Annotated in this window: 10 protein-coding genes; 6 read left to right on the forward strand and 4 right to left on the reverse strand. The window is 41.4% G+C overall.

Annotation, left to right across the window (positions count from 1 at the left end):
• Positions 1-245: 245 nt before the first annotated feature.
• On the reverse strand, positions 246-482 hold the full coding sequence (locus tag K5Q29_RS05820) for a hypothetical protein (RefSeq protein ID WP_205032616.1): 237 nt from the start codon (positions 480-482) through the stop codon (positions 246-248).
• Positions 483-744: 262 nt separating this feature from the next.
• On the opposite strand from K5Q29_RS05820, the gene K5Q29_RS05825 reads away from it, so the two are divergent.
• Positions 745-2025, forward strand: a complete 1281-nt coding sequence (locus tag K5Q29_RS05825; protein ID WP_105139003.1) for an O-acetylhomoserine aminocarboxypropyltransferase/cysteine synthase family protein — start codon at positions 745-747, stop codon at positions 2023-2025.
• 77 nt (positions 2026-2102) lie between these two features.
• Here K5Q29_RS05825 and K5Q29_RS05830 read toward each other — a convergent pair whose 3' ends face one another.
• Positions 2103-3635: an ATP-binding cassette domain-containing protein gene (locus tag K5Q29_RS05830; protein ID WP_105139004.1), complete on the reverse strand. Its 1533-nt coding sequence runs from the start codon at positions 3633-3635 to the stop codon at positions 2103-2105.
• 298 nt (positions 3636-3933) lie between these two features.
• On the opposite strand from K5Q29_RS05830, the gene K5Q29_RS05835 reads away from it, so the two are divergent.
• Positions 3934-4425, forward strand: a complete 492-nt coding sequence (locus K5Q29_RS05835) for a GNAT family N-acetyltransferase (protein ID WP_105139005.1) — start codon at positions 3934-3936, stop codon at positions 4423-4425.
• Between the two features lie 60 nt (positions 4426-4485).
• Here the strand turns inward: K5Q29_RS05835 and K5Q29_RS05840 are convergent, their stop codons facing one another.
• Together K5Q29_RS05840 and K5Q29_RS05845 are read right to left on the reverse strand one after the other, a co-directional pair.
• Positions 4486-5226, reverse strand: a complete 741-nt coding sequence (locus K5Q29_RS05840) for an amino acid ABC transporter ATP-binding protein (protein ID WP_002940438.1) — start codon at positions 5224-5226, stop codon at positions 4486-4488.
• Complete coding sequence (locus tag K5Q29_RS05845; protein WP_205032615.1) at positions 5226-7424, reverse strand: ABC transporter substrate-binding protein/permease; 2199 nt, start codon at positions 7422-7424, stop codon at positions 5226-5228. The genes K5Q29_RS05840 and K5Q29_RS05845 overlap by 1 nt, the downstream gene beginning before the upstream one ends.
• 197 nt (positions 7425-7621) lie before the next feature.
• Here K5Q29_RS05845 and uvrB point away from each other — a divergent pair, with 197 nt between their 5' ends.
• From uvrB to K5Q29_RS05865, 4 genes are all read left to right on the forward strand, one after another.
• Complete coding sequence (gene uvrB, locus K5Q29_RS05850; RefSeq protein WP_105139007.1) at positions 7622-9607, forward strand: excinuclease ABC subunit UvrB; 1986 nt, start codon at positions 7622-7624, stop codon at positions 9605-9607.
• 185 nt (positions 9608-9792) lie between these two features.
• Positions 9793-15573 (forward strand): ZmpA/ZmpB/ZmpC family metallo-endopeptidase, encoded by a 5781-nt coding sequence (locus tag K5Q29_RS05855; RefSeq protein WP_105139008.1) that lies wholly within the window; start codon positions 9793-9795, stop codon positions 15571-15573.
• A 77-nt stretch (positions 15574-15650) separates the two neighbouring features.
• Entirely contained in the window at positions 15651-16154 is a 504-nt protein-coding gene (locus K5Q29_RS05860) for a GNAT family N-acetyltransferase (protein WP_172699610.1), read from the forward strand.
• Positions 16147-16614, forward strand: a complete 468-nt coding sequence (locus tag K5Q29_RS05865) for an 8-oxo-dGTP diphosphatase (RefSeq protein WP_105139009.1) — start codon at positions 16147-16149, stop codon at positions 16612-16614. The genes K5Q29_RS05860 and K5Q29_RS05865 overlap by 8 nt, the downstream gene beginning before the upstream one ends.
• Positions 16615-16665 lie beyond the last annotated feature (51 nt).

Genomic DNA, 16665 nt, shown 5'->3' on the forward strand with positions numbered 1-16665 from the left:
GTGTTGCTTTTGTATACACTTTTTACACTAAACTTTAGTCAAAAATAAAATAATTTCCTTATTTGGATTACGAGACACAAAATATTTTTCGTCAAATACCTTGATGAACTTGACAAATGGTAGAAAAAACGCATCAGCTTAGAATCTTAAAGGAAGAAGTCTGATGATGTGTTTATGGTATTATATTTCAGCTAATAAAAATTGGAGTGAATACCTTTGAATTATAGCTATTAAAATTAGGGAGGTTAGTCGATATTAGAAATAAAACGATTCTCCTTTCTAGACAATCTGTAACCGCAATGTTGACAACGATAATAAGTCCGATCAGCTTCATAGAGCATTGCAAACATAGCTTCCTCTATGCCATTGATTGCATGACCAATCATACCGGCTTTACGAGAATATCTTTTTTGTGTTGGAACGTAAGTTTGCAGTTTTATTGACTTACATTTTGGACATTTGAGCGCTTGTTTAGTGTCCATATTATTAGGATGGCATCTGCGATAGATGCTGTAAGAGATTATTAGTACTATGAGGATAATCGGACCGATATATTCTATTAAGGTATTCATAATCTTATTGTAAATCTTGTCCTTATTTTATTCAAGGAAAATGAATATTATTTTTCTAGAATAACTGATCCTATGGCTATAGTTGTTAACTATATATATATCTAATATTTAAGTATTAGTCAAGATGGTAAAAATGAGGTAGAATACAGAAAAAGACCAAAGGAGTACCTTTATGACTAGAGAATTTTCATTTGAAACCCTTCAACTCCATGCTGGACAGGAAGTTGATCCCGCGTCAAAATCACGTGCGGTACCTATCTATCAAACTACTTCCTATGTTTTTGAAGACGCTCAAGAAGCAGAAGATTTATTTGCCTTGCGTAAATCAGGGAATATCTATACTCGTATCACGAATCCCACGGTCTCTACTTTTGAAAATCGCGTAGCGGCTTTAGAAGGAGGGATTGGTGCCTTGGCCACTTCTTCAGGAATGGCAGCCATCACATACACTATTCTAGCATTAGCACATGCTGGCGATCACATTGTTGCAGCAACGACTCTCTATGGCGGGACTTTTAACCTATTCAAAGAAACCCTTCCTCGCTATGGTATTACAACAAGCTTTGTCGATATTGATGACTTTGAAGCAGTAGAAGCTGCCATTCAAGATAATACAAAACTTGTATTTATTGAAACCTTGGGAAATCCTGTTATCAATATTCCTGATCTTGAAAAATTGGCAGAAATTGCACACAACCATCACATCCCGCTTGTTTCAGATAATACCTTCGCAACTCCATATTTGATTAATGTATTTTCTCATGGTGTTGATATTGTAGTCCATTCAGCAACCAAGTTTATCGGTGGGCATGGTACGACCATTGGCGGTGTGATTGTCGATAGCGGTAAGTTTGATTGGGCGGCATCTGGTAAGTTTCCGCAATTTGTTGAAGAAGATCCAAGCTATCATAACATTAGTTATACTCGTGATATTGGTGCAGCTGCATTTATTGTAGCAGTTCGTGTACAATTACTTCGTGATACAGGTGCTGCCCTTTCTCCATTCAACGCCTTCTTGCTTTTGCAAGGGTTAGAAACCTTGTCTCTCCGTGTAGAGCGTCATGTGTCAAATGCTGAAAAAATTGTTGACTTTTTACTTAGTCATCCTCAGGTAGAGTCGGTCAATTATCCATCACTTCCAGCTAGTCCTTATAAGCCTTTGGCGGATAAATACCTGCCTAAGGGAGTTGGCTCTATTTTCTCTTTCCAAGTAAAAGGCGGAGCAGAAGAAGCGCGTAAGGTTATTGATAGTTTAGAAATCTTTTCCAATTTAGCAAACGTTGCCGATGCTAAATCACTAGTAGTTCATCCAGCTACAACCACGCATGCTCAGTTAGCTCCAGAAGATTTACTTGCTGCTGGGGTCACACCAAATCAAATCCGCCTATCTGTTGGTCTTGAAAATATCAATGATTTGATTGAGGACTTACAGCTTGCTCTTGATAAATTATAGGTTGTGAATCGAATAGCATGACTTCATTCTTTATTAATAAATAAAAGGAAATTTGGCGTGTGTGCCATTTTCCTTTTTTATATCTGTTCCAGTTCTTCCAGTCCATTCTCAGTTAGTCGGTAGATTCTTTGACAAACTTCTTTCAAAAAACGTCTGTCGTGTGATACACATACCAAGCCACCTGGATAATTGGCAAATAGTTGACGAATATATGGCTGAGAAGTAGGAGAGAAGTTTCGACTGGGTTCATCTAATAAGAGAAAATTGGCTTGATCAAGAACCATTTTTAACAAGAGTAACTTGGCTTTTTGTCCCCCCGAAAGTTCACAGATCTTGTGATGAACTTCTTGTCGTGTAAACTGCAGACTGGCTAGATGTGTTAAGATAAGTTGTTCCTGCTCACAATTGCCATTTTCTAATAAAATATCAAGTGGAGTTTTAGACTCATCAAGGACTTCTGAATAGTGCTGGGGCATGTAGCCCAAGTTTATGTCCGCTCGTTGCCTGAGTTCTTGATAGATTAACTTTAGAAAACTGGATTTACCAATCCCATTTTGTCCAATGATGCCAACTTTCTCTTGTCCATTTAAATTGAAATGGATATTTTGAACTAATTGTCGCCCTCTAATGTTCAATTGGAAGTTTTCTAAGTGAAGCACTTGTTTTCTAGCTGGTAGTGGTGAAATGTCTGAGAAGAAGAGGGAAATGGCATCTTCATGAAAAGGAACTTGTGTGAGATTTTCCTTCATTTTTTCATAGCGTTTTTCACGTGATAAGACATTCTTCATTTTCTTGGCTATGAGCCGTCCCAATGTAGCATCATGGGTGCTGAGCAAGGTATGACGAACCTGTGATTTTTGACGTAGGTGCTTGTTCATAGCCTTGTCAAATTCTTTTTTGTCGTTCCGAGCTTGTTGGACTTGCTTCTGATAGGCTTGTTGGCGTCCCAATGCGTAATCCTGGTAGTCCAGTTCTTCAACCTTGGTTTGAGCAAGTGTTTTCTTCTTTACTGATTCTAGGTGAATGATTTTTGTAGCTGTTCTGCTAAGGAAGTCTTCATCGTGAGAAACGAATAAAATGGTTTTAGGACTAGTAATGATATAGTTTTCAAGCCACAGTAAGGTATCTAAATCCAGGTCATTGGACGGCTCATCTAGAAAAATAATATCAGATGGAGTTGCTAGAGATTTGATTAACTGAATTTTTAATTTTTCGCCACCTGACAGGCTTCCAATCAATTGTTGACTGGCAAATCGCTCACTGTCAAACTGGAGCTGGTCAGCATAGAGGTAGAGTAGACCGTAATCAATATTGCTCTCTATATCTCCGAAGAAGTAGTCATTCAAAGTTAGCTCTGCCATTTCCAGTGAAAGACTTTGGGGAATGTAGACTGGCGAGTGAAAATATCGGTGAATGCTGCCTGATATGAGCAGGTAGTCGGCGACAAGAGTTGAATCCATCAAGGTGAGTAATAGACTGGATTTTCCATTTCCTTCTTCGCCGATGATTGCTATTTTATCGCCAGGGTTAACAATGAGGTTTAGGTCATGAACCAGATTTCGCAAATCTTTTTGATGGTCGAGGGTTAGGTGTTGAGTGGTTAGTAGCATAAGGCCTCCTTTACAAGAAAAAACACACTACCTATTTAGTAGTGTGTCGAAATCTGCTCAAAAAGACCCTATTCAAGGAATAGAGGGAACAGAAAAATGGACGCAAGAAAACTACTAAATAAGTATAGAACTTAAATTGAGTTTACTTGTTATTGTCCATTTCTCCTTACCTCGCATACTTTATTTGTTTTAATATAGCATATCGATAGAAGCTTGTCAATCGCGTGCTATAATATTCATAGATTTTGATAGAGATATATGTTAAAATGAACTTATTGTAAATGAGAGAGGAACCGAAATGGCAATCACTGGAATTGAGCAAGCAGATATTTTAGAAATAGACAAACAAGTCCGTTTACGTCGGTATGATGGTCAGCATGATTTTGCTTTTGAATGGCACCAAGATCTAGAATTAGTATGGCTGATTGATGGAAATAAGGAATCTTATACTTTGGATCGGCTCGATCGTATGTATGATTATTTGTCTAAAAATGGCGAATGTTACTTTATTGAAATTTTTGAAGACGATCAGTTTATCCCAATTGGTGATGTGACGCTGTTTGCAGATGATTTTGCCATTGCCATTGGAGATAAGCGGTATTGGAACAAAGGAATTGGAACCAAGGTATTGCAGCGAATGGTAGAACGTGCAAGGGAGCTTGGCTTTGTGGAAATACTTGTCGAAGAAATTTACGATTGGAATCTTGGTTCACGAAAGCTGTTTGAGAAATGTGGTTTTGAAGTTGTAGAGAAGACTAAGAAAGGGTGTTCTTACAAAAAGATGTTATAGGTATTAATTGTGAGATGTTAAAAAGCCTCTGACACACTTGGTCAAAGGCTTTTTGTATTTTTACACGTTCAATACCTTATCTAGGAAGTCTTGTAAACGTGGATGTTGTGGGTTGTCAAAGATTTGCTCTGGTGTACCATCTTCAAGGAACTCACCGCCATCAGTGAAGATAACGCGGTTAGCAACCTTGCGGGCGAAGCCCATCTCGTGTGTGACGATCAACATGGTCATACCTTGCTCAGCCAAGTCTTTCATAACGTTGAGTACGTCCCCAACCATTTCAGGGTCAAGGGCGGAAGTTGGTTCGTCAAAGAGCATGATGTCTGGGTTCATAGCGAGGGCACGAGCGATGGCAACACGTTGCTTCTGACCTCCTGAAAGGCTGTCTGGCATAGCGTCGCGTTTGTCTGCCAATCCAACTTTTTCCAATAATTCCATGCCGACTTTTTCAGCTTCAGATTTGTCCATCAATTTGTGTTCGATTGGCGCAAATGTGATGTTATCAAGTACAGACATATGTGGGAAGAGGTTAAAGTGTTGGAATACCATTCCGACATTTGAACGGAAGGCGTCAACATCTGTCTTAGGATCGGTTAAGTCATATCCATCGACTGTTACTTGACCACTTGTAATGGTTTCAAGTAAGTTCATTGTACGAAGGAAGGTCGATTTACCTGAACCAGAAGGACCGATGATACAAACAACATCGCCTTCATAGAACTTAGCAGTAATACCTTTGAGGACCTCGTTTTTACCATAAGACTTGTGTAAGTCATGGACGTTGATTTTTAATTGAGCCATTATTTGCCTCCTTTTTCGAGTTTGCGTGCTAAGCGAGTCAAAAGTGTGATAACTACCAAGTAAATGATGGCAAGAATTGCATACATACGGAAGGATTGGTAGTTACGTGCAATAATGATTTTACCTGCTTGGAAGAGTTCGACCAAACCAATCGCAGAAATGATAGTAGTATCTTTCAGAGTAATAACAAACTGGTTGATAAAGTTAGGCAACATAATTTTACCAGCCTGTGGCAAGATAATCTTACGCATGGTTGTTCCGTATGAGATACCCAAACTACGAGATGCTTCCATTTGACCCGCAGGAACTGCCTGAATACCACCACGAACAATCTCGGCAATATAGGCACCAGAGTTGAGGGATAGGGCAATGGTACCAGCGACAAAGTCATTGATCGGTGACTGTTGGCCAGTAATTGATTCAATCAAGTTTGGAATCCCCCAGAAGATGAATGCAGCGACAATCATGAGCGGAATACCACGAACAACATCTACAAAAACAGATGAAGTAACACGGAGTGCTTTAACAGGGCTGACAGCAAACATACCGAAGATAATACCGATGACAATTGCAATAGCAAATGATAGAAGGGCAAGTCCAATTGTGATACCAAGACCTGAGAGCAATTGACCGTAGTTGTTTTTCAAAAGACCAACAATTGTTGTCTCATCAACGGTTGAAGTTGTTGTACTTGCTTCTTCAGTTGAGTTGAAATACTTATTAAGGATTTCATCATACTTGCCTGATTCAACTAGGGCAGCTAAGCCGTTGTTAAACATTTCAATTAATTCTGGGTTGGCACCTTTTTTAACGGCAAATCCGTACTCACCTGATTTTTCGCCAGGAATTGGTGTTGCAAAGTTGCGACCTTGTTGGATGGCATATAGAAGAACGGCTTCGTCATCCATAAGAGCATCGATAGAACCAGAGTTTAAACTGTCATACATACTTGAAGCTCCGTCGAAGGCTTTTAGGGTGTAACCATATTTTGCCTTGTTTTCTTCTAAGAAACTATATGAAGCAGTACCATTTTTAGCTCCAACAGTTTTCCCTTTTAAGTCTTCGTAAGAAGCGATGTCACTACCATTTTTAACAGCTAATAGGATGTTTGAAGTATAGTAGGCGTTTGAGAAGTCGAAGATTTCCTTACGAGCATCTGTGATAGACATACCTGCAATAACTGCATCAGCTTGTCCAGCTTGAACAGCATTTAGTGCAGCGTCGAAACCAGGGTTTTGAATGGTAATAGTAAATCCTTGTTGTTCAGCGATTGCCTTGATTAATTCCATGTCAATCCCGACATAGTTACCTGATTCATCTTGGTATTCAAATGGAGCAAAAGAAGAATCTGCCACAATTGTATAGCTTGATTTGACAGGTGTTGCTTTAGCTGATGCGTTTCCTGTTAAGCTTAAACGAGATGAGTAGTCGGCACTTTCGGTAGAAGTGGTAGAAGCTCCCAACCATTTGTTCATGATTGTTTCGTAGGTACCATCCTTTTTCATCTCAGCTAAAGCTTTGTTAAAGTCTTCAACAAGATATTCATATTGGCTACCTTTTTTGACAGAGAAACCGAATGAACCGATGGCTTCGCCGTCAATATCAATGCTTAGATCTTGACCTTGTTGAATAGCGTACTGAATAACCGCTTCGTCGTCCATTACAGCATCAACAGCACCAGCAGAAAGGCTATTATACATCAAATCGCCAGTATCAAAAGTTTTTACGTTGTATCCGTACTTGTCTTTGTTTTCTTCTAGGAAGTTTTGGGCTGCGGTACCGTTTTTGACACCGACAGTCTTGCCTTTAAGGTCCTTATATGAAGAGATGGTATTTGCCTTTGTGGTAGCGATAACGATTTTGGTGTCGAAGTAAGGGTCTGAGAAAGTAAATACTTTCTTACGCGCTTCGGTGATAGTTGTACCTGCCATCAGGGCGTCCGCAGATCCAGCCTGTACAGCGTTGACAGCTGCATCAAATCCTGGGAAGCTTTGATTCATGGTCCAACCTGAGCGCTTGGCTACTTCGTTGATGATGTCAACATCTAATCCTTTATAAATTTGATCTGAGTCTTTAAACTCGAATGGGGCGTAAGCATTGTCAAATACGACATCAATAGTATCGTCAGCTTTAACGCTAGTAAAAATAAAGAATACCGGCAGAATGCTTGCCAATAACATGAGTAGTTTTTTCTTCATTTCCATACTCCTTCTATTATAAAATAACTGTCCTAGTATATCATATTCTGAAAATTAATGCAAAATTGAGGTTTTTGCAATGTTAGAATTTCTGACATACAAAGTCATTAAAATGTGAGAAAATTTAATATTTTGGACATGGTCGTGAATGGTTTAGAATGTTTCTCCATTAGTCGAACTTATGATAAAATAGGAGTATGATCAATCGAAATACTGAAAACCAATTTAAACTTGTGTCAAAATATGCACCGTCTGGTGACCAGCCTCAAGCCATTGAAACCTTGGTTGATAACATCGAGGGGGGCGAAAAAGCCCAGATTCTCATGGGAGCAACAGGTACTGGTAAGACCTACACCATGAGTCAGGTCATTGCCCGTGTCAATAAGCCTACCTTGGTTATCGCCCACAACAAGACCCTGGCTGGTCAGCTCTACAGCGAGTTCAAGGAATTCTTCCCAGAAAACGCGGTCGAATACTTCGTGTCTTACTATGATTACTACCAGCCAGAAGCCTATGTACCGTCTAGCGATACCTATATTGAGAAGGACAGTTCGGTCAATGATGAGATTGACAAACTCCGTCACTCAGCGACGTCAGCTTTGCTAGAACGCAACGATGTCATCGTCGTGGCCTCCGTTTCCTGTATCTACGGTTTGGGATCGCCCAAGGAATATTCAGATAGCGTGGTCAGCCTCCGCCCAGGACAGGAGATTTCCCGTGACCAGTTGCTTAATTCTCTGGTAGATATCCAGTTTGAGCGCAACGACATCGACTTTCAACGGGGACGCTTCCGTGTGCGTGGCGATGTGGTGGAGATTTTCCCAGCTTCTCGTGATGAACACGCCTTCCGTGTGGAGTTTTTCGGGGATGAAATCGACCGCATTCGTGAGATTGAGAGCCTGACAGGTAAGGTCTTGGGGGATGTGGATCACTTGGCGATTTTCCCTGCCACCCACTTCGTGACCAACGATGACCACATGGAAACGGCCATTGCCAAGATTCAGGCGGAACTGGAAGAGCAGCTCAAGGTCTTTGAAGCAGAAGGAAAACTCTTAGAAGCTCAGCGATTGAAACAACGAACCGACTACGACATTGAGATGCTTCGGGAAATGGGTTACACCAACGGAGTTGAGAACTATTCACGACACATGGATGGGCGAAACGAGGGCGAGCCTCCATATACTCTGCTGGACTTTTTCCCTGAGGACTACCTGATTATGATTGACGAGAGCCACATGACCATGGGGCAGATTAAGGGGATGTACAATGGTGACCGCTCACGCAAGGAGATGTTGGTCAATTATGGTTTCCGCCTCCCAAGTGCACTGGACAACCGTCCGCTGCGCAGGGAAGAATTTGAGAGTCATGTCCACCAGATTGTCTATGTATCTGCGACGCCGGGTAACTATGAAATGGAGCAGACTGATACCGTTGTCGAGCAGATTATTCGGCCGACTGGGCTTTTAGATCCAGAAGTGGAAGTCCGTCCAACCATGGGTCAAATGGATGACCTTTTAGGTGAAATCAATGCCCGTGTTGAGAAAGGTGAGCGGACCTTTATCACTACCCTGACTAAGAAAATGGCAGAGGACTTGACCGACTACCTGAAAGAAATGGGCGTCAAGGTCAAGTATATGCACTCGGACATCAAGACCTTGGAGCGTACGGAGATTATCCGTGATTTGCGCCTGGGTGTCTTTGATGTCCTGATAGGGATTAACCTCTTGCGTGAGGGGATTGACGTGCCAGAAGTCAGTCTGGTGGCTATTCTAGATGCTGACAAGGAAGGCTTCCTCCGTAATGAACGAGGGCTCATCCAGACAATTGGTCGGGCGGCTCGTAACTCTGAGGGCCATGTGATTATGTATGCGGACAAGGTCACCGAATCTATGCGCAAGGCCATGGAGGAAACAGCCCGCCGCCGTCAAATCCAAATGGCTTATAATGAAGAACATGGTATCATTCCACAGACTATTAAGAAGGAAATCCGTGACCTGATTAGCGTGACCAAGGCTGTCACTCAGGATAAGGAAGAAGTGGTGGACTTCAATGCCCTCAACAAAGACGAACGCAAGGCCATGATCAAGAAACTGGAAGGTCAAATGCAGGAAGCAGCAGAAGTGCTTGACTTTGAACTGGCAGCCCAGATTCGTGATATGGTCATCGAGTTGAAGAATATGTAGTAAGAGTTGCTAAGTTCAGTGATTTAAGTAGAATGAAATTACAAGAGGCGGCAGGTAGAAATTGACCTGCCACCTTTTATAATACTTAAAATTTTTAATTGGGGACTTAGGGACAAAAAAATTGTCCCTATCCCTATAAAAGGTTATAATGGTTTCTATACTATTTAGGGAATAGGGGAGTTTTTATGAAAAATATTTTTGGTGAAAAACGACAGCGGTTCGGTTTTCGGAAACTGTCAATTGGACTTGTCTCGGCAGCTGTAGCAAGTTTGTTTTTTGCATCGTCGGTCGCAGCAGCACCGTCAGCTAGTGCTCAGTCTATCAATTATTCCTATGTGACAGAGCAAGAATTAACAAATGCAGAAAAGGAGTTGATTATTCGTGACTTGCCTGGCTTAGCTCAGGAAACGGATGCAAATTATTACTTGATTTATCGTCCAGCTACTGGCACAGCATCTACTCCATCGACAAGCACATCTCAAGTTTTGCCAAATACTGGCTCCGTAGAAACTGGACTATTGGTGGCGGGCGGAGTGTCTCTCCTATTATTGGCTGTTAGATTTGGTAAAAAAGGTAAGAAAGAGTTGGCGGGCGTCATCCTTTTGACAGCTACAGGAGCAAGCTTCTTGGGTCCAACTAGCTCAGCATTGACGAGTCAAATTTTGGCTCAATATAACCATGCTATCGAAATATCTGCCGGACAAGCGTTACCGACCCCAGCTGAGATTGATGGCTACGTTTATGTAGGATATTTGAAGGATAGCAAAGCTATTGAACAACCTACTTCGGAAGAGGAAAAAACAGCGGAATTCCCAGATTCAGAAGGAATCCGTACAGAAACCATTGTCAACAAGACAGAGGCCATTCCATTTGAAATTCAAACCGTAGAAAATCCCCAATTATCTGCGGGGACAGAGCGAGTGGTACAAGAAGGACAGGATGGGGAGCATACTGTAACGATTAAACAAGTCCATTCAAAAGGTCAAATTATTTCGGAAGAAGAGATTTCCTCGACGGTTACAAAAACTGCTGTTCCAAAGATTGTTGAAGTTGGTACAAAACAAGCAACCGATGATATTGTTGCAGAAGTACCAGATACAGAACCAAGTTATGAAAACTCGACGAGTTCTTTAACAGAAGAAACAGTTACTCATACCGAAGTCTTTGCCTTTGATGTGCAAGAAATCTATGATGTAAACTTGGTGGAAGGTAGTCGTGAAGTTGAACAGAAGGGACAAGATGGTGTTCGGACAATCGAGACTAAGAATTATTATGCCGATGGTGTACTAATCAAATCCGAACAAGTTTCAGATGTAGTGACAAAAGAACCAGTAACAGAAGTTGTAAGAGTAGGCACGAAAACAACAGATGTTATTGGATCTGAAACCGTTGTAACAACAGAAGAGCTTCCGTTTGAAACGACAGTCACAGAAACAGAAGAACTTTATGTTGGAGAAGAAAAAGTTGTTAATGAAGGTAAGGTTGGTTCTAAGGAAGTTACCACTACTTATCAGACAATCAACGGAGTCCGTCAACCAAACCCAACAGTGACTGAGAAAGTCCTTGAAGAGCCAACAACCAAAGAAGTTCTTAAGGGCACCAAGCCAATCGAGGGTACTGAATCAGAGACAGAAACAGTTGATATCGCCTTTGAAACAGAGTATGTTGATGACCCGACACTGCTAGAAGGTAAGACCAAAGTTGTAACGGCGGGTGTAAATGGCTCTAAGACAGTTACAACAACTTACCAGACTATCAAGGGGGTTCGTCAGGAAAATCCTACTGTAACAGAAGAAATCACCAAACAACCAGTCAAGCAAGTGATTGCGCGTGGTACAAAAGTTGAAAAAGTCCCACAAGTGATTATCACAGACTTGGTTGAAAATGACGATGCCAAGTCAGCGACAATTAGCTACAAGTTGACAGATGAAACTGCCAACTTCCAACGAGCTGTTGCTCTCCTCTATGATAATACAGGTGCCTTGGTACAGGAACAGGCCATTACAGATCCAAATGGCCAGTTGACACTTGAAAATCTTGATTTCTACACAGACTACACTGTTAAGACTAAGATTTTCTACACAATGGCAGAGCAGGAACAAAGCTCAGAACAAGAAGCTATTCTTGAAAGCATGCGCAAATTTGATTTGGTCTACAAGAAGATTGAAATCAAGGATATTGATGCGGTGACTGTTTACCGTCGTAAGAATGGTAGCTACATCGGTCAAGAATTCTTGGAAGAATTGCCAACATCTACAGATGAATTGTTTATCAAGGTGACTTCAGACCGCTTCAAGGAAGTATACCTACCAGTATCAAGCATTGAAGAAACTACCTTGAATGGCAAGGCAGTCTTCAAACTAGTTTCATCCTTTGATGAATTGGTGCAAGATAAGGATGCCCAATACGTTGCCAACCGTGAATTCTACATTCCGAAGATGGCGACTGATGCAAATACCTACACATCCTTCAAAGCTTTGATTGATGCTATAAAGGCAAATCCAAGTGGTACCTTCAAACTAGGAGCGCATTTGGACGCAAGTGAAGTTCCTGTTGGTGACATTCCTTCTTATGTGAATGGATTTAGTGGTACCTTGGATGGATTAAATGACGGCTATGCCTTTTCTATCAGCAACTTGAAAGCACCATTGTTCTTTAACTTGAGTGGTAAAGTTCAAAACTTGGATATTAAAAATGCAAGCTTGAATACAACCTCTAAGAACCCACTTGCGACTATTGCTATCAATGCCAATGGAGCAACCATTACAAACGTAGCAGTAGAAGCTAGCCTTAAAGGTCCGCAAAACGTTTCTGGTCTAGTACATTCAGCAACCAACTCTACTATCAAGGATGTATCCTTCAAGGGTAGTATTGAAGTAACTGGAACCGATGCCAGCCTAACTGGTGGTATCTTGGGTAATGGTACGATGGCAAGTGTTGGAAATGCCAAGGTTGATGCGACCATAACCCTCCCAGGTACAGCAAATCAAGTAGCTGGTGGTATTGTCGGTCGTACCATGCTTGTCTATGATGTACCAGGAAGTGTCTATAATGCATACGCAACTGGTTCCATTGTAACGATGGGAACTGGAGCGATTATCGGCGGAATTGCTGGTGCCAACCAAGTAACAGGTACCTATGCTCCACATAGCGGTAATATCAACAATGTTATCAGCGATATGACTGGTGCGAAAAGCATTATCGGTCAACCAGCAAATCCAACCGGTAAGATTAAGGACGGTTTCACTACAACATCTGATAGCTTGAGTAATGTTACTGTTATCACCGATGAAGAAGCGCAAGCAAAAGTGGAAGCTATGGCTATTCAAGCGACAATTGATGATACTGTTTCGCTTAACTTAAACAATTATTCAGTAGACTACTTGACCCTGAAGCAAGCTCAGGCTGACCACGCAACTGCCTACTACAACATGGAGAAAATCTTGCCATTCTACAACAAGGAACTTCTTGTCTATTATGGAAACAAGATTGCGACAGATGATAAGCTCAACAAGGTTCGTTTGCTGGATGTTGTTCCAATGAAGGATAACGATGTTGTGGCTGATGTCTACGTTGAGAAGGCAAATATCAATAAGATTATGCTTCACTATGCAGATGGCACTGTGGATTACAAGACAGTTTCTTATCTAGAAGATTTCAAGAATAATCATGTGGTCGAGTACACTATTTCAGGTACGGACTTGATTTACACGCCAGAATCATTCTTGAATGACAGAAGTGCCCTTGTCAATGACTTGGTAAGCAGCTTATCTACGGTTGCCCTTGACTCGGATGCTATGAAGGCCATTATCAATTATCCTACAAAATTAAATGCAGATACTCAGACTGGCACAGCTAAAGACTTCTACTTTGGTGAGAGCTATGACCAAGTGATGGCCAACCTAGAGAGCAATGTTCGTAAGATTTTGGTTGCTAGTCTAAATGGTCAAGGTCAGGCTTCTGAAGACTACATCAAAGAGAAAATCACCAATAACAAAGAAGCCTTTGTGCTTGGTTTGACCTATTTGAATCGTTGGTATGACATCAACTTCGGAGAGATGAATACCAAAGACTTGACCATCTTTGAACCTGACTTCTTTGGAAATGATGCAGCATCTGCCCTTGATATGATTCTTGCAATTGGTAATGGTGGCTATGATGTTCTTCGTGCCCACAATAACGTGACCACTTTTGCATCTATCATTGGTAAACAAAACAAGCAGACCAAGCTTTTTGATATGCTGGAAGACTATCGTCAGCTCTTCTTGCCAGAAATGACCAACAATGAATGGTTCAAACAAACCACTAAAGCCTATGTGGTTGAAGGTAAGTCCTTGATTCCAGAAGTGGCTGCTAAGCAGGAAACGACAGATACTTACAGCAAGTACAATGTCGGTGCCTACAGCAAGATTGTGAATGATACGGTGTCTAACCCAACTTGGAAGTACAACCACATGCTCTTGCCACTCTTGACCCTGCCACAAGAAAATATCTTTATCATCACCAACATGAATACCATCGCGATTGGTTCATATGAGCACTATGTAGATGATTATTCAACAGTGGAAAATCGTGATAAGGTTCGTCAGATGATTGATTTGGCGGCAGAACGCCAACGTGACAATGCGGACTTCTGGTATAAGATGTTGGACGAAACCAATCGTGACAAGCTCTTCAGATCTGTCCTCAATAACGAAGGTTACGTCATGTACGGTAAAGATGGTACGAAGTCATATCGCAACTTGACAGCCGATGTTGATGCTATCCAAGATTTCTACGGCCCTATCAACAAGTGGTACCGAGAGCATCCGTCTATTAAGACTGCCTTTGCGGATGGAAGTGAAACCTACTATATCACTTACGATATGCTGACAGATTATGGTACAGCCCTTTATACCCACGAAATGGTCCACAACCAAGATGGCGATATTTATCTGAAAGGCTATGGCCGCCGTATTGGTCAAGGTATGGAAGTTTACGCCCAAGGTCTTCTGCAAAATGTCTTCAATGTCACTGAGATGAACCTTGGATTCAACGCAGTCTATAATAGCGATGAAGCCAACCGTGTCCATGTCGGAGCCCCAGTTGCACGTTTCAACAGCGAGGCTGATTTCAATGAGTATTACCATAACCAGTTCGATGTGCTTTACTTGCTGGATTACCTAGAAGGTACAAATATTTTGGCTCAATCAGATGCTAACAAGAAAGCTTGGTTGCGTAAGATTGAAAACTACTATGTCCAAAATAATGGTGTTGATACCCATGCTGGAAACTCTGCGCGTGCATTGACAGATGACGAAGTTGCAAGCTTGAAGTCCTTCAATGATTTGATTGATCAGAGTATTATCGTTCAGCGCCAATATGTCAACAATCCAACTAACACAAGCAAGAAGTGGGATCGAAACAGTTATGTCAGCGTTCCAATGTTTGCAGCTAACTTCTCAGCCCTTTCAAACTCAAACGGTTCACCAGGTGACATCATGTTCCGCCGTATGGCCTTTGAATTGATTGCAGCTAAAGGCTACACAGATGGTTTTGTGCCGTATGCTTCTGGGCAGTTGTCTGACCTAGCTATGGAAAAAGGTTCTAAGATTTACGATACATGGACTAAAAAAGATGTTGGTTTGATTACAGACAATCTTGTCTTAGACTATGTATTCCAAGGTCAATATACTTCATGGGCTGATTTCAAGAAAGCCATGTTTACTGAGCGTTTGGAAAAAGCAGCAGCGGGCCAACTCAAACCGTTTACCATGCAGTATGAACTTGGTGTAGCTAATTCAACCAAGGAAGTAACCATCACAAGCTTTGAACAGTTGCAAAACTTGATGAAAGAGGCAATGGAAGCAGACATCCAAGCAAATAGTTTAAACTTGAACAACAGTCGTGTTCATGCACTCAAAGTGAAAGTTTATCAAGCCCTGATGAACTCTACAAATGATTTCAGAACATCGATTTTTAATTAAATAATCAAAAACAAGTTGGTCTTGTGCCAACTTGTTTTTTAATGTATACTAGAGGAAAAAATTCGGAGGTACATTAGATGATGATTAAACCACTGGAAACGGAAAGTGAAATGCTAGGCAAGGCCTATGTACATTGGAAGGCTTGGCAGGAAGCCTATGCTGACTTGTTACCTCAGGAATTTTTAAAGAATACTTACACCTTAGAACGCTGTCAAGACTGGGCGGTTCGGTATCCACAGAATATCCTGATTGCTGTGATGGATGATAAGGTGGTTGGTTTTGCCTGTTACGGCTCGACTAGTCAGGAGGATTTGCAAGGGGCAGGGGAGCTCTACGCCCTTTATGTCTTGGCGGACTATTATGATCAGAAGATAGGCTACCAGCTCATGCAGGTGGCTTTGGAAAAATTGCAGAGCTACGAAACAGTTACTCTCTGGGTATTGGAGGGGAATGCGCGTGCCATTGCCTTCTATGAAAAAGTAGGTTTCCGATTTGATGGTGTCAAAAAAACGGTCAATTTAGGTGCAGAACGTACAGAATATAGAATGATTTTAAAACAGAAAGAGAGAGAAAATGGCTAGAAAAGAAATGGTCACTTTGACCAACATGTGTCTAATCGAAGACAAGGAAGGGAAGGTCGTCGTGCAAATTAGGGAGCCTGAACGCTATCGTTGGTCTGGTGTTGCCTTTCCAGGTGGACATATTGAAGAAGGCGAGAATTTCCATGATTCGGTTGTTCGTGAGGTCTTTGAGGAGACTGGTTTGACGATTGCAAATGCACGATTAGTCGGAATAAAGCATTGGCCGGACAAGGAAGGGCATCGTTACATCGTATTTCTCTATAAGGCAACGGAGTTTACAGGAACTATCCGATCAACCGAAGAAGGTGAGGTATGTTGGGTCAAGAAGTCGGACCTGCCTCAGATGGATTTGGCCTATGATTTGCTAGAAATACTGAAAGTCATGGATGAGCCAGATTTGTCCGAGTTCTTTTATACTAGAAAAAATGAAGATGGAGAGTGGGATAAGAATTTTAGGTAGAAGCTAGAAATAGCTTCTTTTTTACGTTGTTTGAATAAAAATACAATAAAT

This window comes from Streptococcus sp. 2018037, assembly GCF_019754195.1.
Taxonomy (GTDB): Bacteria; Bacillota; Bacilli; order Lactobacillales; family Streptococcaceae; genus Streptococcus; species Streptococcus hashimotonensis.